Here is a 26,808-nt window from a genome sequence, read left to right on the forward strand (position 1 = left end):
CCATTCTACCGCCGCGCGCGGTGGCCTCCGGTCGCCTCCCCCGTCAGGACGTCTCGCCCTCCGCCGCGAGGAGCTGCCGACGCAGCGCACGGCGCTCGGCCTGCACTTCGGGGTCGGGCACCGGGATCGCCGCGATGAGGCGCTGGGTGTACGGCTCCTTGGGATTGCGGAGGATCTCGTCGCGGGTGCCCTGCTCCGCGATCCGGCCACGGTGAAGCACCACGATCCGGTCGGCCATCGCGTCGACGACGGCCAGGTCGTGACTGATGAACAGGCACGCGAATCGGTGCTCGCGCTGCAGCTCTATGAGAAGCTCCAGCACCCGCGCCTGCACCGACACGTCGAGGGCGCTGGTGGGCTCGTCGGCGACGAGGAGTCTCGGCTTGAGCGCGAGGGCGCGGGCGATGCCCACGCGCTGCTTCTGGCCGCCGGAGAGCTCGTGCGGGTAGCGGTTGCGATAGTTCCGGGGCAGCCGGACCTCGTCGAGCAGTGTCTCGACCCGGCGGTCCAGGTCCTTCCCCTTCGCCTCCCCGGCCAGCAGCAGCGGCTCGCCGATGCTCTCACCGATGGGCAGACGGGGGTTGAGCGACGACGACGGATCCTGGAAGACGATGCCGACCTTGCGGCGGAGCGATCCGACCACTTTGCGCGCACCGGAGCTGATGTCGATGCCGTCGACGACCAGTCGCCCCTCGGCGATCGGCTGAAGCCCGATCGCGGCGCGCCCGATCGTCGACTTGCCCGACCCCGACTCACCGACGAGCCCGACGATCTCGCCCTCGGCGATCCCGAGCGTGACGTCATCCACGGCGCGGAACGCCGCGACCCGGCGACGCTTGCCGTACTCGATCGACACGCCGTCGAGCTGGAGGACGGGCTTGGCGATCTCGGGCGCGGCGGCCGCCTGCGCGATCGTCTCCTCGGCGATCCCCATCTCCGCCTCCTCGACCGCGTGGGCGAGGCTCTCCACGACGTCCACCGCGCCGTGCTCTCCGGTGCCGGCTCCCAGGCGGGGGACGGCGGCGAGGAGCTCCTGCGTGTACGGCTGCTGCGGGTCGCCGAGCACCTGGGCGACATCGCCCTGCTCGACGATCTCGCCGTCCTTCATCACGACGATCCAGTCGGCGAGGTCGGCGACGACGCCCATGTCGTGGGTGATGAGGAGGATGGCGGAGTTCAGGCGGTCCCGGAGGTCGCGGATCAGGTCGAGGATCTCGGCCTGGACCGTCACGTCGAGCGCCGTCGTCGGCTCATCCGCGATGAGCAGGGCGGGGTCCAGGCTCACCGACTGCGCGATCATGGCACGCTGGCGCTGACCGCCCGAGAGCTGATGCGGATATGAGGCGAACGCCTTCTCGGGGTCGGGAAGCCCGACGAGGCCGAGCAGCTCGATCGCCCGGACCCGGGCCTCCGAGGGGCTCATCGACGTGTGGGCGCGCAGTGCCTCGATGATCTGGAACCCGACGGTGAGGACGGGGTTCAGTGCGGTCATCGGCTCCTGGAAGATCGCCGCGACCTCGGGACCGCGCAGCTGGCGGAGCTGACGCGGCGACAGCCCGGTGATCTCCCGGCCGTTGACCCGGATGCTGCCGCGCACTCGGCTGTTGCGGGGCAGCAGGTCGAGAATCGCCATCGAGCTCGCGCTCTTGCCCGATCCCGACTCGCCCACGACGGCGACGACCTGACCGCGCGCGATCGTGTAGCTGAGGTGCTTCGCCGCGGGAACCCAGGCGTCGTCCACGGCGAAGTCGACACTGACGTCGGTCATCTCCAGGGCGGGAACGGCGTTGTGTGCCGGAGTGGTCATGCGGGAGTCCTTCCCGTCTCGCCGAGCGAGACGCCGGGAAATGGGAGAATGAACGGATGCCGCGGATCGTGTTCCGATCGACGTTCAATCGGGTGCTCAGCATCGTGGCGTGGGTGCTGCTGGCCGCGGTCGCGGCGGGCACGCTCCTGACGCCCGGTGCGGCCGCGGCCGCACCGGCGCTGCTGCTGGGCTCGCTCGGCGGCGCCGCGCTCGTGTGGGCGCTGCTGTGGGCCCCGTACATCGCCGTCGACGACGACGAGGTGCACGTGGCGAACATCGTCGCCGAGTACCGCGTGCCGTGGGCAGCCCTCATCCACGTGGACACCCGGTACGCGCTGCAGCTGCACACGCCCGGCCGCCGCATCAGTGCGACCGGCGCCCCCGCTCCGGGTGCGCTCGGCGCCGTCCGCGCGGCGCGTGCCGAGCGCCGTTCCGAGTCGCCGACGGCCCCGGGCGTGCGCCCCGGCGATCTGCCGTCCACCGACTCGGGGTCTGCCGCCGCCCTCGTGCGCGGGCGATGGGAGCAGTTGCGCGACAGCGGCCGGATCGAGCTCGGCGTGGCCGACTCCGCGCGTGTCGTCGTGCGGGCGCGGGTCGCGACGGTCGCGGCGATCGTGCTCGGCGCGGGCGCGCTGGTCGCGGCGGTCCTCCTCGTCTGAGGCGTGCCGGGAGGTTTCGACGACGACCGTCACAGGGTCCCCCCGAGTCGTCCGCTCGCATCCATCTGCACGCCGTCCGCAGCCGGCGGGCGGGCGATGTCGACCTGCTCCTTCGTGCGCCGCAGCGAGAAGCGCTTCTGCCGCGGGTCGAATGCGTCTCGCAGCCCGTCGCCGACGAAGTTGATCAGGAGCGCGAGCAGCACGATGAACACCGCGGGCCACCAGAACAGCCACGGGCGGGTCTGGAACGCCGACTGGTTGTCGGAGATGATGAGGCCGAGTGACACGTCGGGCGGACGCACGCCGAGCTGGAGGAAGCTCAGCGCCGTCTCCAGGAGGATCGCGGCCGCTGCCAGCAGGGTCGCGGCGACGATCACGACGCCGATCGCATTCGGCAGGATGTGCTTGAAGATGATGCGCGCGTCGCTGGCGCCGGCGACCCGCGCGGCCTCGACGAACTCCCGCTCGCGCAGGCTCAGGAACTCCGCGCGAACCAGGCGCGCGATCACCATCCAGGAGATCATCGCCAGGAAGAACGCCAGCGGCCACACTCCCAGGCCCCCGGTGGTACGGCCGACGACCGCGCCGATGACGATCACCGGGATCACGATGAACACATCGGTGATGCGCATGAGGATCGAATCCACCACCCCGCGGTAGTAACCGGCGATCGCGCCGACGACCGTGCCGATGAGGGTGCCCACCAGGCTGATCACGAACATCACGATGATCGAGTTCTGGATGCCGCGCATCACCATCGCGAAGTAGTCGATGCCGATGCGGGTCTGCCCGAACGGGTGCTCCCCCAGCGTGAATCCGCTGCCCCCGAGCCACTCGGGCACGAGCGACAGCGTCGGAGCGCCGTTGTTGAGCTGGGGGTTCAGCGACGTGTAGTTGTGCTTCCACCAGCCCGGGATCGGACCGAGACCGATCGCCGAGATGGAGAACACGGCGATCAGCAGGAACAGGACGCCGGAGACGACCGCGACCCTGTTGCCGAGGAAGCGCCGCAGGATGAGACGCCCCTGGCTCACTCCGACGGTGGCGTCGTCCCGGGCGGGGGGTTCGGTGGGCCCGGGCTCGGGCAGCATCTGTGTCATCGGATGACCTCTGAGAGAGAACGGGCGACCATCACGCCACCACGCGCACGCGGGGGTCGAGCGCGGCGTACATCAGGTCGGCGATGAAGTTGAAGACGATCGCCGTGACGGCGATCACGAGGAAGTAGCCCATGACGGGATTGACGTCGACCCGCAGGATGGACGCGACGAACAGCGATCCCATGCCGCTGATCGCGAAGACCCGCTCGGTGATCACCGCACCACCCAGAAGTGCGCCGATATCCGTGGCGATGAGCGTGACGATCGGGATCAGCGTGTTGCGGAGCGCGTGCCGCATCACCACCGTCCGCTCCGACAGGCCCTTGGCCCGCGCGGTGCGGATGTAGTCCTGGTTCATCACCTCGAGCATCCCGGCGCGCGCGTACCTCGTGTACCCGGCGAAGGAGATCAGCAGCAGCGCGATGGTGGGCAGGAGCAGGTGCGTGAACGTGTCGATACCGGAGGTCCACACGTCACCGCTGAACCCCGGAGTGCTGGCGCCGACGGTCGCGATCGGTCGCCCGTTGATGCGGGGACTGTTGGCGTATTCGGGCCACGACTGCATGTACCGGTCGAGCACGACGAAGCTCGCGGACACGACCGCGACGATGCCGCCGATACGGGCGGCCATCCCGCGATCGGGTCCCCCCAGAACCAGCCCCGATGCGATGCCGACCCCGAGGGCGACGATTCCGAGGATGATCAGCGTGCCGAAGGTCGAGATGTCGAACAACCCCTGGAGCGCGAAGTAGCACACGTACGCGATCGCACCGTTGATCCCTGCCACCAGGAGCGCGCGACGATTTTCGAGACCGGCCATGAGCGCCGTCACCAGCACGACCGTGCCGCCGATGAGCAGCAGCAGCCCGAGGGGACCGAACCCGGGCTGGCGGAACCAATCGGTCAGGTCGAAATACACCAGGAGCACGGCCATGGCGGCCCCGGAGATCGCCGCCACGACCAGGCGGCGCCGGAGTGCGCCGCCGAGCATCGCCTGCCAGACGATCGCGCTCACCAGGCTGAGCACCACGATGATCCACACCGGGATGGTCGTCTGCGACTGCAGGAAGTCATTGAAGTCCAGCGCCAGGAACTCTTTCAGGAGCACGGCGACAAGGAAGGAGGGCAGCGAGTAGAGGAAGAAGCTGAGGAGCGTCACGCCGAAGTCGAAGCCGCTGTACTGGCGGAGAGCCGTGACGACTCCCACCGCGACGCCCAGGATGATCGCGACCAGGAAGGAGACGGTGACCAGTTGCAGCGTCGAGACCATCGCCGCCGGCAGGATGCTCGTCACCGGGGCGTTCGAGATCGTCAGACCCAGATCGCACTGGCCGACGAAGGGGACGAGGCACTGGGCGGCCCCGCCGAGCCACATGAAGTAGCGGAGGACCGGCGGCACGTCCAAGTCGAGAGCGGCAACCCGCGCGGCGATCAGCTGCTCGCGGTTGGGGGCGTTGCTGCCCTCGAGGTCTTGCAGAGGGTTCCCCGAGTTCGCCGCGAGCACGTACATGATGAACGACGCGGCGAGGAGCACGAGGAACGAGACGGCGATGCGCCGAAGGACGAATCCCACCATCGCGTGTGACTTCTTTCGATCGGGCCGACAGACGCAGCGTTGCGCCTGTGTCGGGAAGGATATCCGCACCGCAGCGCGAACAGGCGGGACGCCGGAGCCGTAACGACTCCGGCGTCCCGTCGAGGATTCACCGGGGTGTCACCCCGCGGGGGTCAGCCCGCGAGGGTCCAGTCCTGCGCGTTCCACACGATTCCGGTCTGGCCACCGAAGTACTCGATGCCCGACACGGACCCGTTGTCGGCGAACAAGCCCGGCAGCTGGAACAGCGGCAGACCGTAGAAGTCCGCTGCCGTCGCGGCGTCGATCTCGACCTTGATCTCGGCGAGGCGGTCCTCGTCCAGGGTGACCTGGCTCTCGTCCACCAGCGCGTCGACCTCGGCGTTGGAGTAGTAGTTGTAGTTACCGCCCCCGTTGGTCTTGAAGATCTGCGGGAGCGCGGCGTTGCCGGCACCCGGGGAGATCCATCCGAAGATCGACGCGTCGTAGCTGCCGCTTCCGAGCAGCTCGCTCCAGTCGGGCGAGCCGGCGTCCTGAATGATGAAGCCCGCCTCCGACGCCGACTGCTGGATCGCACGGAAGCTGTCGACACGGTTGGGGTTGTTCGTGTTGTACAGGATCCGCACCGTCGGGGTCTGGCCCGCGAGGAGCGCCTTCGCGCCCTCGATGTCGGGCTCGACGAAGGCGTCGTATCCGCTCGCCTCGACCGCGGTGTTGTACTGGTCGCCGTCGGTCGGCAGGAAGATCTGCGAGTTGAGCACCTCGGCCTCGGGGTTCACCGGGGTGATGATGGCCTCGAGGATCTGCTCACGCGGGATCGTCTTGAGGAAGGCCTCGCGAACGGCCGGGTCGGCGAACGGCCCGGTGAAGTTCAGGTCGAGGTGGTCGTACGACAGTTGGTCGCCGGCGTGCACCGTGGCGTTGGCGTTCTCCAGTGCCGTCAGCGTGTCAGCCGAGGGCTGCGGCTGGATCGCGTTGACCTCACCGTTCTGGAGCGCGGTCACCTGCGCGTTGGCGTCGCCGATGAAGCGGATGATCAGCTGGTCGTACGCCGGCGACTTGTCTCCCTTGTACTCGGGGTTCTTCTCCAGCGTGATGCTGGACTCCGGCACGAAGTCGGTGACGATGAACGGCCCGGAGGAAACTAGCAGGCTCTCGTCGGTCGGCATCGCCGTCACGTCGTATCCGGTGTTCCAGAAGTCGGCCGCGGCCTTGAGGACCGGATTCGGCGCGACGGGAGCGTCGACGTTGCCCTCGGGCATCGACTTGAGCGTCTCGATGAACTCCTCCGTCGACACGCCCGCCTTCTCGGCGAGCACGTGAGCGGGCTTGTTGATCGGATTCACCAGCTCCCAGTCGACGTAGGGCTCGGAGTAGGTGAGCGTCATCGACAGGTTGTCGTCGCTGATCTCCGGGAACGCGGTCGTGTCGAGACCGGCCGTGCTGCCGGCGAGGGTGAAGTAGACCGTGCCGCCGTTGGTGACGTCGCCGGTGGCCGCGTCGACCACGCCGTCGTCGTAGTAACCGGAGTTGATGGCCCAGTCGACGAGCATGTCATCCGCGGTGATGGGCTCGCCGTCGGACCAGGTCAGTCCCTCTTTCAGGGTGTAGCGCACCGTGAGGGGGTCGTCGGAGACCTTCTCGTAGGTGCCGATGTCCTCGTTCGGCAAGATGCTGAAGTCGGCGTCCAGGCGCTGGAAACCACCGAGACCGAGGTCGCTCGCGACGCCGGTGAGATAGCCCACCATGCCGTTGGTGTCGAGGTTGGCGTCGGGGGTGTCGCTGTTGAACGACGTGAAGGCGTTGGTCGTCGCGATCGTGATGGTGCCGCCTTCCGACGACGAGCCGCCGTCGTCCGTGCCACCGCTGGTGGTGCAGCCGGCGAGCGCGAGCGCCGCAGCTGCGACGCCGGCTCCGACTGTGAGCGCACGCGTGCGCCATGTCCTTTCAGACACATTTCCTCCTGTGCAAAGGGTGATGTGCCCGCCCACGCAAAAGCGCCGCGAAAGCGATCCTGTCCGGGGGGCACGGATACGGAAACGATAGGTAAACGACCATCGCTGGTCAAAAGGCCTGTGGAAAACGTTACATACCCTTAACTCCGGACCGGGAATATGTGGCAATCTGACAACGTGCCGTCGATGAACGCCCCTTTCGACGGAGGTTTCGTCGAACCACCTCTCGCCGGCGGGCGGTCTGCCCGCACGCGGCTGCGGTGGGAGATCGGTCTCGTCCTCGCCGTGAGCGTCGGGCAGTCGGCGCTGTACTCTGTCCTGTCTCTCGTCCGAGCCTCGCTGCGCACGACCCCGTTGTCGCAGCAGCAGACGCAGCTCAACCCGACGCGCGACGCCGAGGCGATCTGGGATGTGGTCTACCGCTTCCTCAACATCGCTTTCTCGCTGGCGATCGTCGCGCTGGTGGTCTACCTGCTGTGGGAGCCCGGGGCGAACGCCCTGCGACGCATCGGTTTGGACTTCCGCCGGTTCGGCAGCGATCTCGGCCGGGCCGCGCTGGTCGCCGCGGTGATCGGCATCCCGGGACTTGGACTGTATGCCGTTTCGCGCATATTGGGCCTCAACATCGCGGTCGTGGCGTCTCCTCTCGATACCGCGTGGTGGGTGGTGCCGCTCCTCGTCCTCTCCGCCCTCCGCGCGGGGCTCACGGAGGAAGTGATCTTCCTCGCCTATCTCTTCGATCGGCTGCGCCGTCTCGGGTGGTCGTGGTGGAGCATCATCGTCGCCACGGCGGCACTTCGCGGCGCGTATCACGCGTACCAGGGCTTCGGCGCGATCGTCGGAAACTTCGTGATGGGCGTCGTCTTCGGCTGGTGCTATCGGCGGTGGGGCCGCATCCTGCCGCTGGTGATCGCCCACACGCTGCTCGACGTCGTCGCCTTCGTCGGTTACCCCCTCGCCGCCGCGCTGTGGCCCGCCGTCTTCGCCCCCGCCTCCACGCCGTCCCCCTCCCCGACTCCCTCCCCGACGTCCTAGCGCACGGGACGGCGCCCCCACGCCGAGACTGCACGCGCGCCACGAGACTGCGGCCGCCGGACGCAGTCTCGTGGCGCAGGTGGAGTGTCGCTGACAGCCAGCGCGTCCTGCACAGGCGATCGGATGCGGCCGTTGTCCACCGGACCGCTGCGACCGGGGATCGGCAGCGGCCCCGCCGTCGGATGCTGGGCGGCATGATTCCCGTCCTGCCCCTCGCTCCGCACTACGCCCCGTGCCCGATCCCCCTCCTGGTGACCCGCGACAGCCCAGGCGTGCGGCTGGACCGGGAGGCGCGGGCCGGCCGGCTGGTCAGCGTGCGCCCCGGCGTCTACGCACCCGCGGGAGCCTGGAACCGACTCGCACCGTGGGATCGGTATCTGGCGCGCGTGCACGCCGTGGCGATGATCCAGCCCGACGCCGTCTTCGCGTTCGAATCCGCCGCCGCGCTCCTCGGGCTCCCGATCTTCGGCGAACCGGCTGCCGTCCACGTGCTCAGCGCCACCTCGACCTCGCGCGAGATCGCCGGCGTGCGAACGCACACCACCGTCGACGCACGCTCGATCGTCGACATCGGCGGTCTCCTCGTCACGGCGCCCGCCGAGGTGGCCGTCGACGCGGCCAGGTCGCGGCATCCGGCGGTGGCTCTCGCCGTGGCTGACGCGGTGCTCCGGATGGACCCGCTCGCCACGGTCGAGCAGCTCGTCGCGTGCAATGAGGCCCGGGCGAGCAGCCGAGGACGCCGCAGAGCCCGGTGGGCGCTTCATCGCGCCGACGCACGGAGCCAGACACCGCTGGAGTCCGTCAGCCGCGCCGTGATCGAGTGGCTCGGATTTCCGCGCCCTGAGCTCCAGGCCGTGATCCCCACCGCCCAGGGCGAGTACCAGCTCGACATGTACTGGCCACGGGTGCGCGTCGGCGCAGAGGCCGACGGGCGCATCAAGTACGACGGCCGATACGGTGATCCCGCGGAGGTCGTGTGGCAGGAGAAGCAGCGCGAGGACGAACTGCGTCGGTCGCTGGATCACCTCGCCCGGTGGAGCTGGAACGAGTGCCTCGAGCCCATGACGCTACGCCGCATCCTCGGGGCGGCCGGCCTGCATCCGATCGGCGCGATGCGCACGGACGAGCTCTTCTCGCTCCGCGCCGCGCTGCACTCCGGCCACCCGCGGTGACCACACCCCGACCGCGAGACTGCACCTGCGCCACGAGACAGCGTGCGGCGGCTGCTGTCTCGTGGCGCAGATGGAGTCTCGCGGAATGGGAGCGCGACCGGGAGGGCGAGCGGAGGCGGGAACGAGCGGCCTAGGCGAAGGCCTCCACGGGCGGGCAGGCGCAGACGAGGTTGCGGTCGCCGTAGGCCTGGTCGATGCGGCGCACCGGCGGCCAGTACTTCGTCCGAACGAGCGCGTGCACGGGATACACCGCCGTCTCGCGGGAGTAGGGATGCGTCCACTCGCCCGCGACCACCGACTCGGCAGTGTGCGGCGCGTTGACGAGCGGGTTGTCGTCGGCCGGCCACTCCCCCGCGGCGACGCGGTGCGCCTCGGCGTGGATCGCGACCATGGCCTCGATGAAGCGCTCGATCTCGCCGAGATCCTCCGACTCGGTCGGCTCGACCATGAGCGTTCCGGCGACGGGGAACGACATGGTGGGAGCGTGGAAGCCGTAGTCGATGAGCCGCTTGGCCACATCGTCGACCGTGACGCCGGTCTCCTCCCGCAGCGGGCGGAGGTCGAGGATGCACTCGTGCGCGACGAGGCCTCCCTCGCCGGCGTACAGCACCGGGAAATGGTTCCGCAGCCGCGCGGCGATGTAGTTCGCGGCGAGGACGGCGGACGCGGTGGCATCCCGCAGCCCCTCAGCGCCCATCATCCGCACGTACGCCCACGAGATCGGCAGGATGCCGGCCGACCCATGAGGCGCCGCCGAGACCGGCCCGCCGTCGAAGACCCCACCGGCGTGATCGGCGCGCTGCGAGAACGGATGCGACGGCAGGTGCGGCACGAGGTGCGCCTTGGCCGCGACCGGGCCGACGCCCGGGCCGCCCCCGCCGTGCGGGATGGCGAAGGTCTTGTGCAGATTCAGGTGCGACACGTCGCCGCCCAGGTCGCCGAAGCGGGAGTATCCGAGCAGCGCGTTGAGGTTCGCGCCGTCGACGTACACCTGGCCGCCGGCGTCGTGCACGGCCTGCGTGATCTCGACCACGTCGTGCTCGTACACCCCGTGGGTGGACGGGTAGGTGATCATGAGCGCGGCGAGCTCGCCGGCGTGCGCCGCGATCTTCGCGCGCAGGTCGTCGAGGTCGACGTTCCCCGCGTCGTCGCACGCGACGACGACCACCCGCATCCCCGCCAGAACCGCGGATGCCGCGTTCGTGCCGTGTGCGGAAGACGGGATGAGGCACACCACACGGTCGAGGTCGCCGTTCGCACGGTGGTATCCGCGGATGGCGAGGAGCCCGGCGAGCTCGCCCTGCGATCCCGCGTTCGGCTGGAGCGAGACCGCGTCGTAGCCGGTCACCTCGGCGAGCCACCGCTCGAGCTGCTCGATCATCGCGAGGTAGCCGTGCACGTCGGCCTCGGGGGCGAACGGATGCACGCGTGAGAACTCGGGCCACGACACCGCGGCCATCTCGGTCGCGGCGTTGAGCTTCATCGTGCACGATCCGAGCGGGATCATGCCCCGATCCAGCGCGTAATCACGGTCGGCGAGGAGCTTGAGGTAGCGCATCATCGCCGTCTCGCTCCGGTGCGAGGAGAACACCGGGTGCGTGAGATACGCGTCGGCGCGGAGCAGCTCCCCGGGGACACCGCGCACCGGCTCCGCGTCGGCGTAGTCGAGACGCCGATCTCCCGTCTCGACGACGCCGAAGGCCGCCGCCACCGCCGCGAGGTCTTCGCCGGTCGTAGTCTCGTCCACCGAGACGCCGACCGTCGCGTCGTCCACCCACAGGAGCTGGTAGCCGCGGTCGCGAGCACGCGCGACGACGTCCTCGGCGCGCCCGGGCACCGAGACGCGCAGCGTGTCGAAGAACGCGTCGGAGGAGAGCGTCAGGTCGTAGCCGCGGAGCGTCTCGGCGAGCGCCTCGGCCTTGCGGGCCACGTCGGTGGCGATCGCCCGCAGACCGTCGGGGCCGTGGTAGACCGCGTACATCGCGGCCATCACGGCCAGCAGCACCTGGGCGGTGCAGATGTTCGACGTCGCCTTCTCCCGGCGGATGTGCTGCTCGCGGGTCTGCAGCGACAACCGATAGGCCGGATGCCCCGCCGCGTCCTGCGACACTCCCACGAGGCGCCCGGGCAGCTGCCGCTCGAGCCCCGCGCGCACGGCCATGTAGCCGGCGTGGGGGCCGCCGAAGCCCATCGGCACTCCGAAGCGCTGGGTGGTGCCGACCGCGACATCGGCGCCGAACGACCCCGGTGAGCGGAGGAGGGTGAGGGCGAGCAGGTCCGCGCCTGCGACGACGAGGCCGCCGGCGTCATGCACCGCGCGCACCACCTCGGTCGGATCCCACACGCGACCGGTGGCGCCGGGGTACTGGATGAAGGCACCGAAGGCCTCGAGCGCGGGCGCCCCTTCGTCTCGCTGCGCTCGCTCAGCGTCCGGAGCGCTCTGCGCTCGCTCAGGGTCCGGAGCGGACTGCGCTCGCCCAGCGCCCGGGAGGGTCGCGAGATCGACCTCGCGCAGCTCGATCCCCACGGCCTCGGCACGGTGGCGCAGCAGCGCCTTCGTCTGGGGGAAGGTGTCGGCGTCGACGAGGAACACGTTCGACCGCGACTTCGAGCCGCGGCGGGCCAGCAGCATCCCCTCCACGACGGCGGTGGATTCGTCGAGCATGGAGGCGTTGGCGGTGTCGAGACCGGTGAGGTCGCTCACCATCGTCTGGAAGTTGATGAGCGCCTCCAGGCGCCCCTGCGAGATCTCCGGCTGGTACGGCGTGTAGGCGGTGTACCACGACGGGTTCTCCAGCACGTTCCGCGCGATGACCGACGGCGTGAACGTGTCGTAGTAGCCGAGTCCGATCATGGGGCGTGCCGTGCGGTTCTGCGCGGCGAGCTCGCGCAGCTCCGCGAGCGCCTCGGCCTCCGTCGCCGCCGGGGGGATGTCGCTCGTGGCACGCTCGAGGGCCTGGATCGAGGCGGGCACTGCGGTGCGCACGAGCGCGTCGACGCTGTCGTACCCGAGCACGTCGAGCATCTGCCGCTGCGCGGCGGCATCGGTGCCGATGTGCCGGGCGGCGAAGGATGCCGACCCGGTCACGCCTCGCCACCCGTGAGCGCGACGTAGGCCTCGCGGTCGAGCAGGCCGTCCGCCACCGAAGAGACGCGGATCTTCACGAGCCATCCCTCACCGTACGGGTCGGAGTTCACCAGTGACGGATCGTCGACGACGGCCTGGTTGGCGGCGATGACGTCGCCGGCCAGCGGCGCGTACAGCTCGCCCACCGACTTCGTCGACTCGATCTCGCCGCACACCTGACCGGCGGTGACCCCCGAGTCGACGGCGGGAAGGTCGACGAACACGACATCGCCGAGCTTGTCGGCGGCGAAGTCGGTGATGCCGACGGTGGCGACGTCACCGTCGAGAGCGATCCACTCGTGCTCGGCGGTGTACTGAAGAGAATCGAGATCGGTCATTTCTTCCTCCGGTAGAAGGGCAGGGCGGTCACGGTGGCGGGAATGCGGGTGCCCCGCACATCGAGGGCGAGCTCGGTGCCGGGCGCGGATGCGCGCGGCGCGACGAAGGCCATCGCAATGGGGTGGCCGAGGGTGGGGCTCAGCGCGCCGCTGGTGATCTCGCCGACGACCTTGTCGCCGGCGAGCACGGCGTATCCGGCGCGGCCGGCGCGGCGGCCGTCGGAGACGAGCCCCACGAGCACCGGTGCATCCGGGTCCGCCGTCGCGTCCTTGCCCACGAACGACTCCTTGTCGGCCACCACGACCCGCCCGAGTCCCGCCTGGGCGGGGCGGATGCTGCGTCCCAGCTCGTGTCCGTACAGCGGCATGCCGGCCTCCAGGCGCAGCGTGTCGCGGGCGGCGAGGCCCGCGGGGACGAGACCGAGCGGCTCGCCCGCCGACAGCAACGCGTCCCACAGCGCGCCGGCCGCGGCGACGGGGACGACGAGTTCGAATCCGTCTTCACCGGTGTACCCGGTGCGCGCGACGTGCACCGGCACGGGCTCACCACCGGCAGGGGTGTAGGTCGCGTGCGCCATGCGGTAGTACTTCTGCTCGGCGAGCGGCACGGAATGGCCTCCCAGACCGGGGAGCGCTCCGAGGATCTCCTCCGCGCGCGGGCCCTGCACGGCGAGGAGCGCGGTGTTCTCGGTCTCATCGGTCACGGTGACATCGAATCCATCGGCACGCTCGGCGAAGGCTGTCGCGACGACCTCGCGGTTTCCCGCGTTCGCGATGATCAGGTAGTGGTCGTCGGCGTGCCGGTAGACGATGACGTCGTCGAGGATGCCGCCGTCTCCGGCGAGCACGAGGGAGTACTTCGCCTGGTCGTCGACGAGTGCCGACAGCCGTCCGGCGAGCGCGTAGTCCAGAAACGCGGCCGCGCCGGGTCCGCGGACGTCGAACTCCGCCATGTGCGAGATGTCGAAGAGTCCGGCGGCCTGTCGCACGGCGTGATGCTCGGCGAGGTCGGAGCTGTACCGCACGGGCATCAGCCAGCCGCCGAAATCGGTGAATGATGCCCCGAGCGCGGCATGGCGCCCGTGCAGCGGGGTGGTACGGGGGTCTGTCATGAGTTCTCCCGTTCGCGTGTCGGGCAGACACCGGACGGTGTCTGAGAACTCCCCCTCTGTCATGAGCCTGAGAGCTTCGCAACGGCACCCGAGCGGATGCCGCGACTTTCACCGTCGGCGGATCCGGTCGCCGCAGCATCCGGATCGCTTTTCAGAGTGGCCAAACCCGCGCGGTACGCGGACCTGAGAGATTGGCGGGGAGGCTTGCTCCTTCGGTGCCCGGGAACCGGGGCTCTCCCGCGAGGGTCGTGGCCGATGTTCAGTTGGAATCGGCGTGCGAACAGCAGCACTCCGCGGCCAGCTTAGCGCGCGGTCACCGCGTGCAGGAGCCGGCATCGACGACGGCGTCGAGCGTGTCGATCTGGTCGAGCACAGGTGTCAGCTCGGCCGGCGTCATCGCATATCCGACCTCTTCTCCCGCGTCCGAGCGCGCGAACACCACTCCCGCGACCTTCCCGTCGGGGGTCAGGAGCGGCCCGCCGGAGTTCCCCGGCTGCACCCGGGCAGCGAGGGCGTAGATCTCCCGTGGCACCGACGTCGACTCATAGATGTCGGGGACGCCGACGACGCCCACCGAGAGCACCTGGGCAGCGCCGGACGTGAAGGGTCCGCCGTGCGGGTATCCCTGCACGACAGCCCCCGCGCCGATCGCCAGCGTGGGTGAGACGGCGAGCGGTTCGGCACGAAGGCCCGGCACCGCGATCACGGCGAGATCGTCGACGGGGTCGAAGTAGACCAGGCGTCCGTCCCGAGCGACGTCACCCGGGAGCTCGACCACGGGCTGCGAGACTCCCGCCACCACGTGCGCGTTGGTGATGACGGTCTCCGGCGCGACGACGAACCCGCTCCCGCTCGCAGTGATGCCGCACGCGTAGGCGACTCCGGTGATCTTGGCGACCGACCGCCCGGCCTGCGCGAGCGCGGGGTCGTCGAGAGCCACATCCGGCGCGGCGGCCGGGATCGACGGCTCCAGAAGCCGGCCGAGTGTGGGGAGACCCTCGTCGAACACCGAGCCCCGCAGCTCGGCGATCGCCGCCCGCACCGGAGCCGGCGTCGCGGCGTCGATCGTCCGCAGCACGGTCGAGGAGGCCACGGCGCTGGAGATCCCGGGGGTGCCCGTGGCCGCCAGCGCGCCGCCGACGAACGACACGGCGAGGACGGCGGCGACGAGGCTCACGGCACCACCGAGGATGCGCTCGGGGATCCGCAGCCGGATGCGGTCCGCCCCGCGGCGCAGCACGCGCCCGACGGCCGAGCCCGCCGCGGCGCCCAGGAGCAGCAGGAGGATGCCCGTCGCCACGACCGCCACTGTCCGCCACCCCGGCAGCGGCACCCAGAGGCCGACGAGCGGCATGAGCCAGTAGGCCGCGACGCCCCCGAGGGCCAGTCCGACGAACAGCCCGAGGCTAGCCAGCAGTCCGCGCCGGACGCCGGTGATCACGGCGAGCGCGAGGATCACGAGGAGGACGATGTCGACCAGCAGCACATCCGACACGCTACGGCGCGTGGCTGAGAAGGCGCCCGCGCGCGGCGTTTGCCCTTCGAGTCACCACGACACTATGATGGTGGCGGAGTAAAGGTCACCATGACACAAACCATCGCTGAAGCGGGCCCCGTCCGCGTCGCCGTCTCGACGGTGATCTTCAGCCTGCGCCGCAGCGCCGGCGAGGACATCTCGCGCGTGGTGATCCCGCTCGTTCGTCGGACGCGCGACCCGTTCGAGGGGCGCTGGGCGCTCCCGGGCGGATGGCTCGACGCGACGGAGGAGCTCGAGAACGCAGCCTCGCGGACCCTCCGCGAGACCACCGGTCTCGCGCCGAGCTACCTCGAGCAGCTGTACGCGTTCGGCGCCGTCGACCGCTCGCCCAGCCGCGTCGTGTCGATCGTCTACTGGGCGCTGCTGCGCTCGGACGACGTCGACGCGCAGGTCGCCGCGTCGGCGGCATCCGGCGACACCCCCGAGAACGTCGAGTGGTTCGACGCCGCGTCGCTTCCGCCGCTCGCCTTCGATCACAACGAGATCGTCGCCTACGCGCTGTGGCGCCTGCGCAACAAGGTCGGGTACAGCCGCATCGCACACGGGCTGCTGCCGGATGCGTTCACGCTGGCCGATCTGCGCGAGGTCTACGAGGCGATCCTCGGCCGCCGCCTCGACCCGGCGAACTTCCGCCGCCAGGTCGACAGCTCCGACACCCTCATCCCCACCGACCGCTTCCGTACCGGCAGCCACCGGCCCGCCCGCCTGTACCGCTACAACCGCGACGTCGAGCTGGCCGAGCGCGGCCCGCTTCGCACTCCGGCGCCCTCCGCGGCGCGTCCTCGTACCCGAACGCACGACTGATCGGAACTCCCATGCCCGCCACATCCGTTCTGCTGCAGCCTCGGCCGACCGATCCCTCGGTCGACCACGAGATCCAGGCGATCGTCGCCGGAGCGTCGACGTCGGCGACCTGTACGACCGACCTGGCCGCCGGTCCCTGGAACTTCGACACCCGCCCGGGCTACGGACCGGGCGCCTCGATGGGCGATGTCATCCCCACCGGCTCTCCTCGGCAGGGCGAGCTCCCCGCGGCCTACCGCGAGGCATCCGCCGATGACCTGGACGAGCGCATCCGCGCCGCCAAGGCGACGCTCGGCGACCGAGTCGTCGTGCTCGGCCACTTCTACCAGCGCGAAGAGGTGGTGCGCCACGCCGATTACGTCGGCGACTCGTTCCAGCTCGCGAACGCCGCCAAAGCCCACCCGCACGCCGAGGCGATCGTGTTCTGCGGTGTGCACTTCATGGCGGAGACCGCCGATCTGCTCTCGCGGCCGGAGCAGGCCGTGATCCTGCCGAACCTGGCGGCCGGGTGCTCGATGGCCGACATGGCCGACATCGACCAGGTCGAGGAGTGCTGGGAGCAGCTCGAAGAGGTCTACGGCGACCTGGACACGCCCGACGCCGAGGGCCTGGTCCCGGTGATCCCGGTCACGTACATGAACTCCTCCGCCGCGATCAAGGGCTTCGTGGGCCGCCACGGCGGCATCGTCTGCACGTCCTCGAACGCGCGGACCGTCCTGGAGTGGGCGTTCGAGCGCGGCCGCCGCGTGCTGTTCTTCCCCGACCAGCACCTCGGCCGCAACACCGCCAAGGCGATGGGCGTGCCGCTCGAGCAGATGCCGATGTGGAACCCGCGGCGCCCCCTCGGCGGCAACGACGAGGCGACGCTCGAGGACAGCCGCGTGATCCTGTGGCACGGCTTCTGCTCGGTGCACCGCCGCTTCAGCGTCGACCAGATCGAGAAGGCGCGCGCCGAGCACCCTGGCGTCCGCGTGATCGTGCACCCCGAGTGCCCGATGGACGTCGTCGACGCAGCAGACGAGTCGGGCTCGACCGATTACATCCGCAAGGCGATCGAGGCGGCCTCCGAGCCCACGACCTTCGCGATCGGCACGGAGGTCAACCTCGTGCAGCGCCTGGCTGCGGAGCATCCGCAGCACGAGATCTTCTGCCTCGACCCGGTCGTGTGCCCCTGCTCGACGATGTACCGCATCCACCCGGGCTACCTCGCGTGGATCCTCGAGTCGCTCGTCGCCGGCGAGGTCGTGAACCGCATCACGGTGCCCTCGACCGTCGCCGAGCCGGCCACCCTCGCCCTCGAGCGGATGCTGGCGGCCAAGCCTCCGGCAGCGCCGGCCGCGGCATGGGAGCAGGCGTCATGAACACGTCGGTGATCGTCGTCGGAAGCGGCATCGCGGGGCTCCTGGCCGCGCTGCACGCCGCCGAGAGCGGATGCGCGGTGACGATCGTCACGAAGGGCACGCTCACCGACTCCAACACCCGCTTCGCGCAGGGCGGGATCGCCGCGGTACTCGGAGGGGACGACCGCGTCGAGGATCACATCCGCGACACCCTCACCGCGGCGGCGGGGCTCGCCGACGAGGTCGCCGTGCGGACGCTGGTGACCGAGGCCCCGGCGCGCATCCGCGAGCTCATCGCGCGCGGCGTCGCGTTCGACCGCGCTGCCGACGGCGAGCTGAGCCGTGGGCGCGAGGCCGCGCACTCCGCCGCGCGGATCCTCCACGCCGGCGGGGACGCCACCGGCGCGGAGATCGAGCGCGCGCTCGTCGCCGCGCTCCGCACCAGTGGCGCGACCGTGCTCGAGCACGCGTTCCTGGCCGATCTCGTCACCGACCAGGGCCGAGTGCGCGGCGTGCGCCTGCTCACCGATTCGGGTGAGCGAACCGTCGACGCCGACGCCGTGATCCTCGCGACGGGTGGAGCGGGGCAGCTCTATGCGCACACCACCAACCCGGAGGTCGCCACCGGCGACGGCCTGGCCGCGGCGATGCGGGCCGGCGCAGCGGTGAGCGACCTCGAGTTCGTCCAGTTCCATCCGACCGTGCTCGCCGCGGGCGACTCATTCCTCGTGTCGGAGGCCGTTCGCGGCGAGGGCGCGGTGCTGATCGACGACGAAGGGCGGCGTTTCGCGTTCGATGCGCACCCCGACGGCGAGCTCGCCCCTCGCGACGTCGTGGCGCGGGCGATCGCGCGCGCGATGGCGGCGCAGGGCGGGCGCCCGGTGCATCTGGATGCCACTGCCATCGGGGCCGCTCACCTCGCCGGGCGCTTCCCGACGATCGATCGCGTGGTCCGCGAGCGCGGGTTCGACTGGGCTGTCGATCCGATCCCCGTCACCCCGGCGGCGCACTATCTGATGGGCGGCGTCGTCACCGACCTCGATGGCCGGACGAGCGTGCCCGGCCTCTACGCCGTGGGCGAGGTGGCGGCCACGGGCGTGCACGGCGCGAACCGTCTCGCCTCGAACTCGCTGCTGGAGGCAGCGGTCTTCGGGGCGCGGGCCGGTGACGCAGTGGTCGTCGACGCGGCATCCGGTGCATGGCCCGCGCCCGCAGCAGGAGAATCGCCGGAAACAGGACGATCGGGCTCGGATTCTCCTGTTGCGGGCGAATCGCCTGCGTTCGGCACGGCGTTCTCGCGGGCCGCGCTGCAGCGGCTGATGTGGACGGATGCCGGACTCGAGCGCACCGGAGCCGGGCTGCGCCGCGCGGCCGACGTGCTCGCCGGGTGGTCGGCCGACCTGCCGGCACCGCGCACGCTGCGGGAGCACGAGGACGCGAATCTGCTCCTCGTCGCGCGCGCCGTCGTCGCCGCGGCCCTCGCCCGCACCCTCTCGGTCGGGGCGCACTTCCGCTCCGACGAGGCCCTTGAGGGGGATCCCTCGATCGAAAGGGAAGCGGGATTCGCGGCGCCAGATGCCTCCCCCGCCGTCGAAGCCGTCGAGGCGGCGGCATGCTGACCCGCACCGTCATCGAGCGGGTCGTCGCCGCTGCCCTGGAGGAGGATGCGCCGTGGGGCGATCTCACGAGCGAGACGCTCCTCGTCGAGAGCGCGGTCGCGCGCGCGGATCTCGTCGCGCGCGAGTCGGGGGTGTTCAGCGGCGGGGAGGTCTTCGCGGCCGCCTTCGTCCTGACCGATCCGCGCATAGACGTGCAGCTCCACGTCGAAGACGGCGCATACTTCCTCCCCGGCGAGCGCCTGGCCACTGTGATCGGGCCGGCGCGCGGCGTTCTGACGGCGGAGCGAGTCGCGCTGAACTTCGTCCAGCGCATGTCGGGCATCTCCACGCTCACCGCGCAGTACGTCGCCGAGGTCGCGCACACCGGCGCGCGGATCGCCGACACCCGCAAGACGACGCCGGGCCTGCGCGCCTTCGAACGGCACGCGGTGCGCATGGGCGGGGGCCACAACCACCGGTTCTCGCTCTCGGACGCGGTCATGGCCAAGGACAACCACCTCGCCGTGCTCGCGCAGAAGGGCGTGTCGGTCACCGCCGCCCTGCAGGGGGCGATCGCCCAGCTGCCGCATACCACGCACGTCGAGGTAGAGGTGGATCGTCTGGACCAGATCGACGCCGTCCTCGCGGCGGGGGTGGGCACCGTCATGCTCGACAACTTCTCGCTCGACGATCTTCGCGCCGGCGTGGAGCGGATCGCGGGGCAGGCTCTCGTCGACGCCTCCGGCGGCGTCACGCTGGAGACGGTGCGCGCCATCGCCGAGACAGGGGTCGATGTCATCTCGGTCGGGGCTCTCACCCACTCCGCCCGCGCGCTGGACTTGGGGCTGGACATCGGGATCGACGCGGAGTCCGTTCCCCGGTGAGCATGTTCTACCTCGACTCGGCCGCCACCACACCCGTGCGCCCCGAGGTGCTCGAGGCGATGATGCCGTACCTCACGCGCGAGTTCGGCAACCCCTCCAGCCACCACACCGTGGGTGAGGCTGCTGCATCCGCCCTCGCCGATGCGCGCGCCCGCGTCGCGGCGGTGCTCGGGATGCGGCGGAGCGACGTCGTGTTCACCTCGGGCGGCACGGAGGCCAACAACCTCGCCGTGAAGGGAATCGCGATCGCCGCGCATCTGCAGCGCGGCGCGCGACGGGTGGTCACGACGGCGATCGAGCACGAATCGCTGCTCGAATCGGCCGACTACCTGCGGCGGGTGCACGGCTTCACCGTCGATCTCGCCCCCGTCGACGACGGCGGCCGCATCGACCCCGCGGCGTTCACCGACCTGCTGCACGACGACACGGCGCTGATCAGCGTCGGCTACGCCAACAACGAGATCGGCACGATCCAGGATGCGGCGACGCTTGCAGCCGCTGCATCCGCCGCCGGCGTGCCGCTCCACCTCGACGCGGTGCAGGCGGCGGGGTGGCTGCCCCTGCGGGCGACCGGTGCCGACGCGCTCTCGATCGCGGGGCACAAGCTCGGCGCTCCGAAGGGCACCGGGGTGCTCGCCGTGCGGGGCCGGATTCCGCTCGAGCCCCTCCTCCACGGCGGCGGCCAGGAGCGCGGCCGTCGCTCGGGCACGGAGAACGTCGCGGGCGCCGTCGCCGTCGCGACCGCACTCGAGCTCGCCGAGCGGGAGCGGGAGGAGGCAGCCGCCCGGGTCACCGCGCTCCGCGACGATTTCGTCGCGCGCGTGCACGATCTCCTCCCCACCGCGCGGCTGACGGGCGATCCCGTGCACCGCCTTCCCGGCACCGCGAGCTTCGTCTTCCCCGGCACCAGCGGCGAGGCGATCCTGCTCGAGCTCGAACGACGCGGCATCGTGTCCTCGAGCGGCTCCGCGTGCGCAGCCGGGAGCGACGAGCCGTCGCACGTGCTTGTGGCGATCGGCATCGACCCCGACCTCGCCCGTACCGCGGTCCGCTTCACCTTCCCCCGCTCCCTCTCGCAGTCGCTCGCACTGGTGGCCGACGCCCTCGCCGCCTCGGTCGCGGCCGTAGGATCGGCCGGGTGACCGCCGAGAGGACCGCGACGGCGGGCGGAACCGTCACCGTCATCGTGCCCGGCCACGACATCGCCCGGTACGCCCCCGAAGCGCTCCAGTCCCTCCGCGACCAGACCTTTCTCGATTGGCGGGCCGTCCTCGTCCACGACGGCGGGCCCGACGACCCCACGCGGCAGATCTTCGCCGACGCGGCCGCCGCCGACCCTCGGTTCCATTTCGTCACCCACGGGCAGCAGCGGAGTCTGTCCGCGGCGCGCAACACCGGTCTCGACCTGGTGCGCACGCCGTATCTGGGCTTCCTCGATGCGGACGACCGGATGCGGCCGCATGCCCTCGAGCGCATGGTCGAGATGCTCGACGCCTCCGGCAGCGACTTCGTGGCGGGCGCCTACGTCCGTTTGCGCCCCGACCCGGCCGGTCGGTACGCGGCGGGGGACGTTCAGCCGTGGGTGTCGGCCGCGACCGATCCCGCCCGCACGGCGACGACGCTGGCCGCTCACCCGGCCGCATCCGGGAACATCGTCGCCTGGTCCAAGCTCAGCCGCACCGACTTCTGGCAGCGGCACGGTCTGCGCTTCCCCGAGGGCCGTCTGTACGAAGACCAGGTGATCGCGCAGCGGATGTACACCCAGGCGCGCGCCTTCGACGTGATCCCCGACGTGGTGGTGGAGTGGCGCGAGCGCGCCGACGGCAGCTCGATCACGCAGCAGCGGAGCGCACTCCCGGTGGTGCAGGAGTATCTCGCGGCCCTCCGCGGGGGCATCCAGGTCCTCCGGGACGCCGGCGCCGAGGAGGCCGTGCGCGCCCGCATCGCTCTCATCCGCACCCTCGACGTCCCGCCTCTGCGGGAGATCGCCGTGACGCATCCCGACCCCGCTTACGGCGAGGCTGTCGAGGCGTTCCTGGCCGAGCTCCCCCCTCCCGCGTAACTCTTTCTCCCGCCCGTCTGGCGTGAATCGGCTGCTATCTCGGCCGAGATGGCAGCCGATTCACGCAAGTGGCGGGGGCGTCCCTCCTCCACAGCCCCCGTGGTGACGGATGCTGTCCACGAGATGGCGCTCGTCCGGCACGGGGCGTGCAGAACGGGCAGCGTCGAGGGATGTCCCGCACCCCCGGAGAGCTTCCGCCCGGACTCCTCGATCCGGCATTCTCGACCCGGCGCTCCGCGAAGGAGGGCGTCACCCGGGCACGCACGCGCGCATCCGACCTCGCCGCGCCGTTCTACGGCACTCGCCTCCCGCGCGGCGTCGACGACCTGCCGTCACGCTGCGCCGCCCGCGCGACGCGGCTGCCGCTGGCCGCTGTCTTCAGCCATGCCACCGCCGCGCTGCTGTGGGACCTGCCGCTCCCGTGGCGACTCGAGCGCTCGCCGATCCTGCACGTCAGCACCCCGCCGGGTCGCCGTGCCCCTCAGGGGAAGACCACGCGCGGACACCAGGTCGACCTGCCGGCGGGCGACGTCACCTCCGTCGACGGCGTGCGCGTGACGACCCCCGCGCGCACCTTCTGCGACCTGGCGTCCGTCCTGGACCTGCCGGTCCTGGTCGCCGTGGGCGACCGCCTCCTCGCACGGGGCGACGCCACGATCACGGAGCTCACCCACGCCGTGCTCACGCGCACCGACAAGCGCTTCGCCCCGCTCCTCCGCCGCGCACTCGAGCTGCTCGACGAACGGTCGGAGTCTCCGAAGGAGTCCGAGCTGCGGGTGCTCCTGTGCGAAGCGGGACTCCCCGCGCCGGAGGTGAACCACGTGGTCTACGACAGCGAGGGCGTCTTCGTCGCTCGCGTCGATCTCGCCTATGTCGCTCAGCGCATCGCCGTCGAGTACGAGGGCGATCATCACCGCGATCCCGCCCAGTGGCGCCGCGACCTGGCGCGTCGCCGGCGTCTGGAGGCCCTGGGGTGGACCTACCTCACGGTGACCCAGGCCGACCTCACCGACCCCACGGCGTTCTTCGCCGACCTCACCGCCGCGCTCGCCCGTCGAGTTGCGTGAATCGGCTGGCTCGGCGCGCGAAATGGCAGCCGATTCACGCAAGTGGCGAGGCTACCCGTCGGCCGTGGCCTCCTCGGTCATGACGCGGGCGGCAGCGAGCTGCTCGGCGGCGAGGCTCGCGTAGAGTCCGTCGGCCGCGAGGAGGCTGGCGTGCGTCCCCGACTCGACGATGCGGCCCCCCTCCACGACATGGATGACGTCGGCACCGACGACCGTGGACAGCCGATGCGCGATCGTCAGCGTCGTCCGGCCTCGTGCGGCGGCGTCGATCGCCTCCTGCACGATGCGCTCCGAGACGGTGTCGAGGGCGCTCGTGGCCTCATCGAGCAGCAGCACGGGCGGGTCCTTCAGGAGCACGCGCGCGATCGCGATGCGCTGCTTCTCCCCGCCCGAGAGCCGATAGCCCCGCTCCCCCACGACCGTGTCGTATCCGCGCTCGAACCCCGCGATCACATGGTGGATGTTGGCGGCGCGGCACGCCTCCTCGATCTCGGCGTCGGTCGCGTCGGGCTTGGCGTAGCGCAGGTTCTCACGGATCGTCGCGTGGAAGAGGTAGGTCTCCTGCGACACGATGCCGATCTCGTCGATGATCGACGACTGCGTCAGCGCGCGCACGTCCTCCCCGGCGAACATCACCTTCCCCGCGGATGCCTCGTACAGGCGGGGCGTCAGATACAGGATCGTCGTCTTGCCCGCGCCCGAAGGGCCGACGAACGCGACGGAGCTCCCCGGCTCGGCGACGAACGACACGCCGTCCAGCGTCGGACGGCTCGCGGGCGCCGCATCCGGATACCGGAACACCACGTCGCGGAACTCGATGCGCCCGACCGGGCCGGGCGCCCGACGCACCGGGATGGCATCCGGGGCGTCGGCGATCGCCGGAATCAGGTCGAGGTACTCGAAGATGCGGGCGAAAAGTGCGGCCGAGGTCTGCACGTCCAACGCGACGCGCATCAGCCCCATGAGCGGCATCAGCAGCCGCGCCTGCACCGTCGTGAAGGCGACGATCGTGCCGGCGGTGATGGTGTCGACTCCGCCGGTGACGAGATACCCCGCCACGAGGTAGATGATCGCCGGGACGCTCGACATGAGCACCTGCACGACGGCGAAGAACCCCTGCCCGCTCATCGCCCGGCGCACTTGCAGGCGCACCTGATTCCGGTTCTCGTCGGCGAACCGGGCGGACTCGGTGCGCTGCCGGTTGAACGACTTCGACAGCAGGATGCCCGACACGCTGAGGGTCTCCTGCGTGATGGAGGTCAGCTCCGACAGCGACTCCTGCGTCTCGGCAGCGATCCGCGCGCGCACCTGACCCACGCGCCGCTGGACGAGGACGAGGAAGGGCATGAGCACGACGGCGATGATCGTCAGCCGCCAGTCGATGAGGATCATGGCCACGAGCGAGGCCGCCACCGTCACGACGTTGCCGAGGATGCTCGTGACGGTGTTGGTCAGCACCCCCGACACGCCGCCGACATCGTTCTGCAGGCGCGACTGGATGACTCCGGTCTTGGTGCGGGTGAAAAAGCCCAGTTCCATCGACTGCAGGTGTTCGAACAGACGCACACGCAGGTCGCCGGTGACGCGGTTGCCCACGGTCGCCGTCAGCCACGTCTGTCCGACCCCGAGGGCTGCCGACAGCAGGAACAGCGCGATCATCAGGACGACGAGCCGGATGAGGAGGGGGATGTCGGGAGAGCCGCCGCCCACGGGGAAGAGCCCGTCATCGAAGATCCGCTGCACGAGGAGCGGGGGGATGACGGCGACCGCCGCGCCGGCGACGACGAGGAACGCCGTCACGGCGATGCGTGCGGCGTAGGGGCGGAACAGCGCCACGACGCGACGTCCGAGGTGCGGCACCCGCGGAGCTTCGGCGTTCCGGCGGCGTTGCGCGTCGGAGTCGACGGGGCGGAAGGTCCCGCCCCCGCCTCCCATCCCGCGCATGCTCATGCGCGTCAGCCTATGTCTGCGCGAGGACGCACACGCTAGGCTTGCGGAGCGGGTGTCGTGCGCCCCGCCCTCTCCCCCGCCGTCGCGGGAATACCCTGTCGGATGCCCTCGTTATCGTGAGGGCTTGCCATCACCCGAGGTGGCGACCTGGCACCTGCGCACAACGAGGAGCATCCGTGGCCGCCACACAGACCGACAGCATCCGCCTTCCCGCCCCCGCGCAGGAGGGCCTCACGCGCGACCAGAACCGCGTCGTCTGGCTGCTTCTCATCGCCGCCTTCGTCGCGATCCTCAACGAGACGACGATGAGCATCGCGATCCCGGATGTGATGCGCGATCTCGGCATCACCGCCGTCGCGGCGCAGTGGCTGACCACGGCTTTCATGCTCACGATGGCCGTGGTCATCCCGATCACCGGGTTCCTGCTGCGACGGTTCACCACGCGGCAGGTCTTCATCGCGGCGATGACGCTGTTCTCCGCGGGGACGCTCGTGGCCTTCTTCTCGGTGGGCTTCGAGATGCTCATCGCCGCCCGCGTCGTCCAGGCGTCGGGAACGGCCATCATGATGCCGCTTCTCATGACGACCCTCATGACCGTGGTGCCGCCGCATCAGCGCGGCCGGATGATGGGGCGCGTCAGCATCGTGATCTCGCTCGCCCCGGCGATCGGCCCGACCGTGTCGGGCTTCCTCGTCCAGACCGTCGGATGGCACTGGAACTTCGGTCTCGTCTTGCCGATCGCGTTGCTCTCCCTCGCCGCCGGAGCCCGGTGGATCCGCAACCTCGGCGAGACCGAGCGCACCCGCATCGATGTCCTCTCGGTCGTGCTGTCGGCTTTCGGCTTCGGCGGCATCGTCTTCGGCCTGAGCCAGATCGGCGGGCACGGCGGTGAGGGCCCCGACTCCGGCCCCTCACCGGTGACGCTCGGCGTCTCCCTCGGCATCGGTGTCGTCGCCCTGCTGCTCTTCGGATGGCGCCAGATGCGACTGCAGCAGACGGATGCGGCGCTGCTCGATCTACGCGTCTTCCGCTCGCTCAACTTCTCGCTCTCCGTCGCTCAACTGGGTGTCATGTCGCTGGCGTTCTTCGGCGCGATCACGCTTCTGCCGCTGTACCTGCAGGACGGACACGGCCTGACCCCCGCCGAGACCGGCCTCATCGTGCTGCCGGGGTCCCTGGCGATGGGCTTCTCCGGGCCGATCATCGGCCGCATCTACGACCGGTGGGGAACCCGTGTGCTCCTCATCCCGGGCGCCTTCGTCGTGAGCGGAATGCTCTGGATGTACGCGATCTTCGCCACGGCTGACGCGCCGGTATGGCTCCTCCTCTCGATCCAGACGGTGCTGTCGCTGGGGCTGGCGATGTCGTTCACCCCGCTGTTCACCGCGTCACTCGGGTCGTTGGAGCCGCGGTTCTACTCGTATGGCTCCGCGGTGGTGAGCACGATCCAGCAGGTCGCCGGCGCGGCAGGGATCGCTGTTCTCATCACTGTCATGTCCGCCATCGCCGGCGGCTCGAGCTCGCTGGCGCCGCAGGCCGCGGCGGAGGGCACCCGCGGGGCGTTCGTGATCGCCGCCATCGTGTCGCTGCCGCTCATCCTCGGTGCCTTCCTCATCCGCAAGCCCGCCGATCAGCCCGTCGGAGCGCCGCCCGCACACTGACCGCCGCTCGCGCGAACGTCAACCCCC

At 70.5% G+C, this 26,808-nt stretch carries 20 protein-coding genes and 2 riboswitches; of the genes, 11 read left to right on the plus strand and 9 right to left on the minus strand.

All coding sequences use genetic code 11. From position 1 onward, the window contains the following. Positions 1-43 precede the first annotated feature (43 nt). A complete protein-coding gene (locus tag ACTU3I_RS15335) occupies positions 44-1,807 on the minus strand; it encodes an ABC transporter ATP-binding protein (protein WP_442926581.1) in 1,764 nt (587 codons plus the stop codon). Positions 1,808-1,863: 56 nt separating this feature from the next. Between ACTU3I_RS15335 and ACTU3I_RS15340 the strand changes: the two genes are divergently transcribed. Next, positions 1,864-2,466: a PH domain-containing protein gene (locus tag ACTU3I_RS15340; RefSeq protein WP_442926582.1), complete on the plus strand. Its 603-nt coding sequence runs from the start codon at positions 1,864-1,866 to the stop codon at positions 2,464-2,466. A gap of 29 nt (positions 2,467-2,495) precedes the next feature. On the opposite strand, the gene ACTU3I_RS15345 is transcribed toward ACTU3I_RS15340, so the two are convergent. The 3 genes from ACTU3I_RS15345 to ACTU3I_RS15355 all read right to left on the minus strand — a co-directional run bounded on the left by ACTU3I_RS15345 (position 2,496) and on the right by ACTU3I_RS15355 (position 7,094). Further along, entirely contained in the window at positions 2,496-3,557 is a 1,062-nt protein-coding gene (locus tag ACTU3I_RS15345; RefSeq protein ID WP_442926829.1) for an ABC transporter permease, read from the minus strand. A gap of 40 nt (positions 3,558-3,597) precedes the next feature. Beyond that, positions 3,598-5,142: an ABC transporter permease gene (locus ACTU3I_RS15350; protein WP_442926583.1), complete on the minus strand. Its 1,545-nt coding sequence runs from the start codon at positions 5,140-5,142 to the stop codon at positions 3,598-3,600. A gap of 152 nt (positions 5,143-5,294) precedes the next feature. Beyond that, positions 5,295-7,094: an ABC transporter family substrate-binding protein gene (locus ACTU3I_RS15355; protein WP_442926584.1), complete on the minus strand. Its 1,800-nt coding sequence runs from the start codon at positions 7,092-7,094 to the stop codon at positions 5,295-5,297. Positions 7,095-7,280: 186 nt separating this feature from the next. Between ACTU3I_RS15355 and ACTU3I_RS15360 the strand changes: the two genes are divergently transcribed. Both ACTU3I_RS15360 and ACTU3I_RS15365 read left to right on the plus strand, forming a co-directional pair. Continuing rightward, a complete protein-coding gene (locus ACTU3I_RS15360; protein WP_442926585.1) occupies positions 7,281-8,129 on the plus strand; it encodes a CPBP family intramembrane glutamic endopeptidase in 849 nt (282 codons plus the stop codon). A 194-nt stretch (positions 8,130-8,323) separates the two neighbouring features. After that, positions 8,324-9,301, plus strand: coding sequence for a hypothetical protein (locus tag ACTU3I_RS15365; RefSeq protein WP_442926586.1), 978 nt, complete (start codon positions 8,324-8,326; stop codon positions 9,299-9,301). Between the two features lie 130 nt (positions 9,302-9,431). Here ACTU3I_RS15365 and gcvP read toward each other — a convergent pair whose 3' ends face one another. The 4 genes from gcvP to ACTU3I_RS15385 form a co-directional block, all read right to left on the minus strand. Then, positions 9,432-12,326 (minus strand): aminomethyl-transferring glycine dehydrogenase, encoded by a 2,895-nt coding sequence (gcvP, locus tag ACTU3I_RS15370; RefSeq protein ID WP_442926830.1) that lies wholly within the window; start codon positions 12,324-12,326, stop codon positions 9,432-9,434. A gap of 59 nt (positions 12,327-12,385) precedes the next feature. After that, complete coding sequence (gene gcvH, locus ACTU3I_RS15375; RefSeq protein ID WP_442926587.1) at positions 12,386-12,766, minus strand: glycine cleavage system protein GcvH; 381 nt, start codon at positions 12,764-12,766, stop codon at positions 12,386-12,388. Beyond that, entirely contained in the window at positions 12,763-13,878 is a 1,116-nt protein-coding gene (gene gcvT, locus ACTU3I_RS15380) for a glycine cleavage system aminomethyltransferase GcvT (RefSeq protein ID WP_442926588.1), read from the minus strand. The genes gcvH and gcvT overlap by 4 nt, the downstream gene beginning before the upstream one ends. A gap of 49 nt (positions 13,879-13,927) precedes the next feature. Then, positions 13,928-14,038: riboswitch (glycine riboswitch) on the minus strand. 1 nt (position 14,039) lies between these two features. Continuing rightward, positions 14,040-14,128: riboswitch (glycine riboswitch) on the minus strand. 63 nt (positions 14,129-14,191) lie between these two features. Beyond that, a complete protein-coding gene (locus ACTU3I_RS15385) occupies positions 14,192-15,364 on the minus strand; it encodes a MarP family serine protease (RefSeq protein WP_442926589.1) in 1,173 nt (390 codons plus the stop codon). Between the two features lie 99 nt (positions 15,365-15,463). Between ACTU3I_RS15385 and ACTU3I_RS15390 the strand changes: the two genes are divergently transcribed. The 7 genes from ACTU3I_RS15390 to ACTU3I_RS15420 all read left to right on the plus strand — a co-directional run bounded on the left by ACTU3I_RS15390 (position 15,464) and on the right by ACTU3I_RS15420 (position 23,170). Next, positions 15,464-16,219: an NUDIX hydrolase gene (locus ACTU3I_RS15390; RefSeq protein ID WP_442926590.1), complete on the plus strand. Its 756-nt coding sequence runs from the start codon at positions 15,464-15,466 to the stop codon at positions 16,217-16,219. Between the two features lie 11 nt (positions 16,220-16,230). Then, positions 16,231-17,580 carry a quinolinate synthase NadA gene (nadA, locus tag ACTU3I_RS15395; protein WP_442926591.1) on the plus strand — a complete coding sequence of 450 codons (1,350 nt, stop codon included), beginning with the start codon at positions 16,231-16,233 and terminating at the stop codon, positions 17,578-17,580. Next, positions 17,577-19,178 carry an L-aspartate oxidase gene (nadB, locus tag ACTU3I_RS15400; protein WP_442926592.1) on the plus strand — a complete coding sequence of 534 codons (1,602 nt, stop codon included), beginning with the start codon at positions 17,577-17,579 and terminating at the stop codon, positions 19,176-19,178. Before nadA ends, nadB begins: the two co-directional genes overlap by 4 nt. Then, on the plus strand, positions 19,172-20,041 hold the full coding sequence (gene nadC / locus ACTU3I_RS15405; RefSeq protein WP_442926593.1) for a carboxylating nicotinate-nucleotide diphosphorylase: 870 nt from the start codon (positions 19,172-19,174) through the stop codon (positions 20,039-20,041). The genes nadB and nadC overlap by 7 nt, the downstream gene beginning before the upstream one ends. Positions 20,042-20,043: 2 nt before the next feature. Continuing rightward, positions 20,044-21,183, plus strand: coding sequence for a cysteine desulfurase family protein (locus ACTU3I_RS15410; protein ID WP_442926594.1), 1,140 nt, complete (start codon positions 20,044-20,046; stop codon positions 21,181-21,183). Next, positions 21,180-22,103, plus strand: coding sequence for a glycosyltransferase family 2 protein (locus ACTU3I_RS15415; protein ID WP_442926595.1), 924 nt, complete (start codon positions 21,180-21,182; stop codon positions 22,101-22,103). The genes ACTU3I_RS15410 and ACTU3I_RS15415 overlap by 4 nt, the downstream gene beginning before the upstream one ends. Positions 22,104-22,273: 170 nt before the next feature. Further along, positions 22,274-23,170, plus strand: coding sequence for a hypothetical protein (locus tag ACTU3I_RS15420; RefSeq protein ID WP_442926596.1), 897 nt, complete (start codon positions 22,274-22,276; stop codon positions 23,168-23,170). A 51-nt stretch (positions 23,171-23,221) separates the two neighbouring features. Here the strand turns inward: ACTU3I_RS15420 and ACTU3I_RS15425 are convergent, their stop codons facing one another. After that, on the minus strand, positions 23,222-25,114 hold the full coding sequence (locus tag ACTU3I_RS15425; protein ID WP_442926831.1) for an ABC transporter ATP-binding protein: 1,893 nt from the start codon (positions 25,112-25,114) through the stop codon (positions 23,222-23,224). A 182-nt stretch (positions 25,115-25,296) separates the two neighbouring features. Between ACTU3I_RS15425 and ACTU3I_RS15430 the strand changes: the two genes are divergently transcribed. Continuing rightward, entirely contained in the window at positions 25,297-26,781 is a 1,485-nt protein-coding gene (locus tag ACTU3I_RS15430; protein ID WP_442926597.1) for a DHA2 family efflux MFS transporter permease subunit, read from the plus strand. The last annotated feature ends 27 nt before the right edge of the window (positions 26,782-26,808 follow it).

Origin of the sequence: Microbacterium sp. RD1 (genome assembly GCF_052220165.1) — a bacterium.
Classification (GTDB): Bacteria; Actinomycetota; Actinomycetes; order Actinomycetales; family Microbacteriaceae; genus Microbacterium.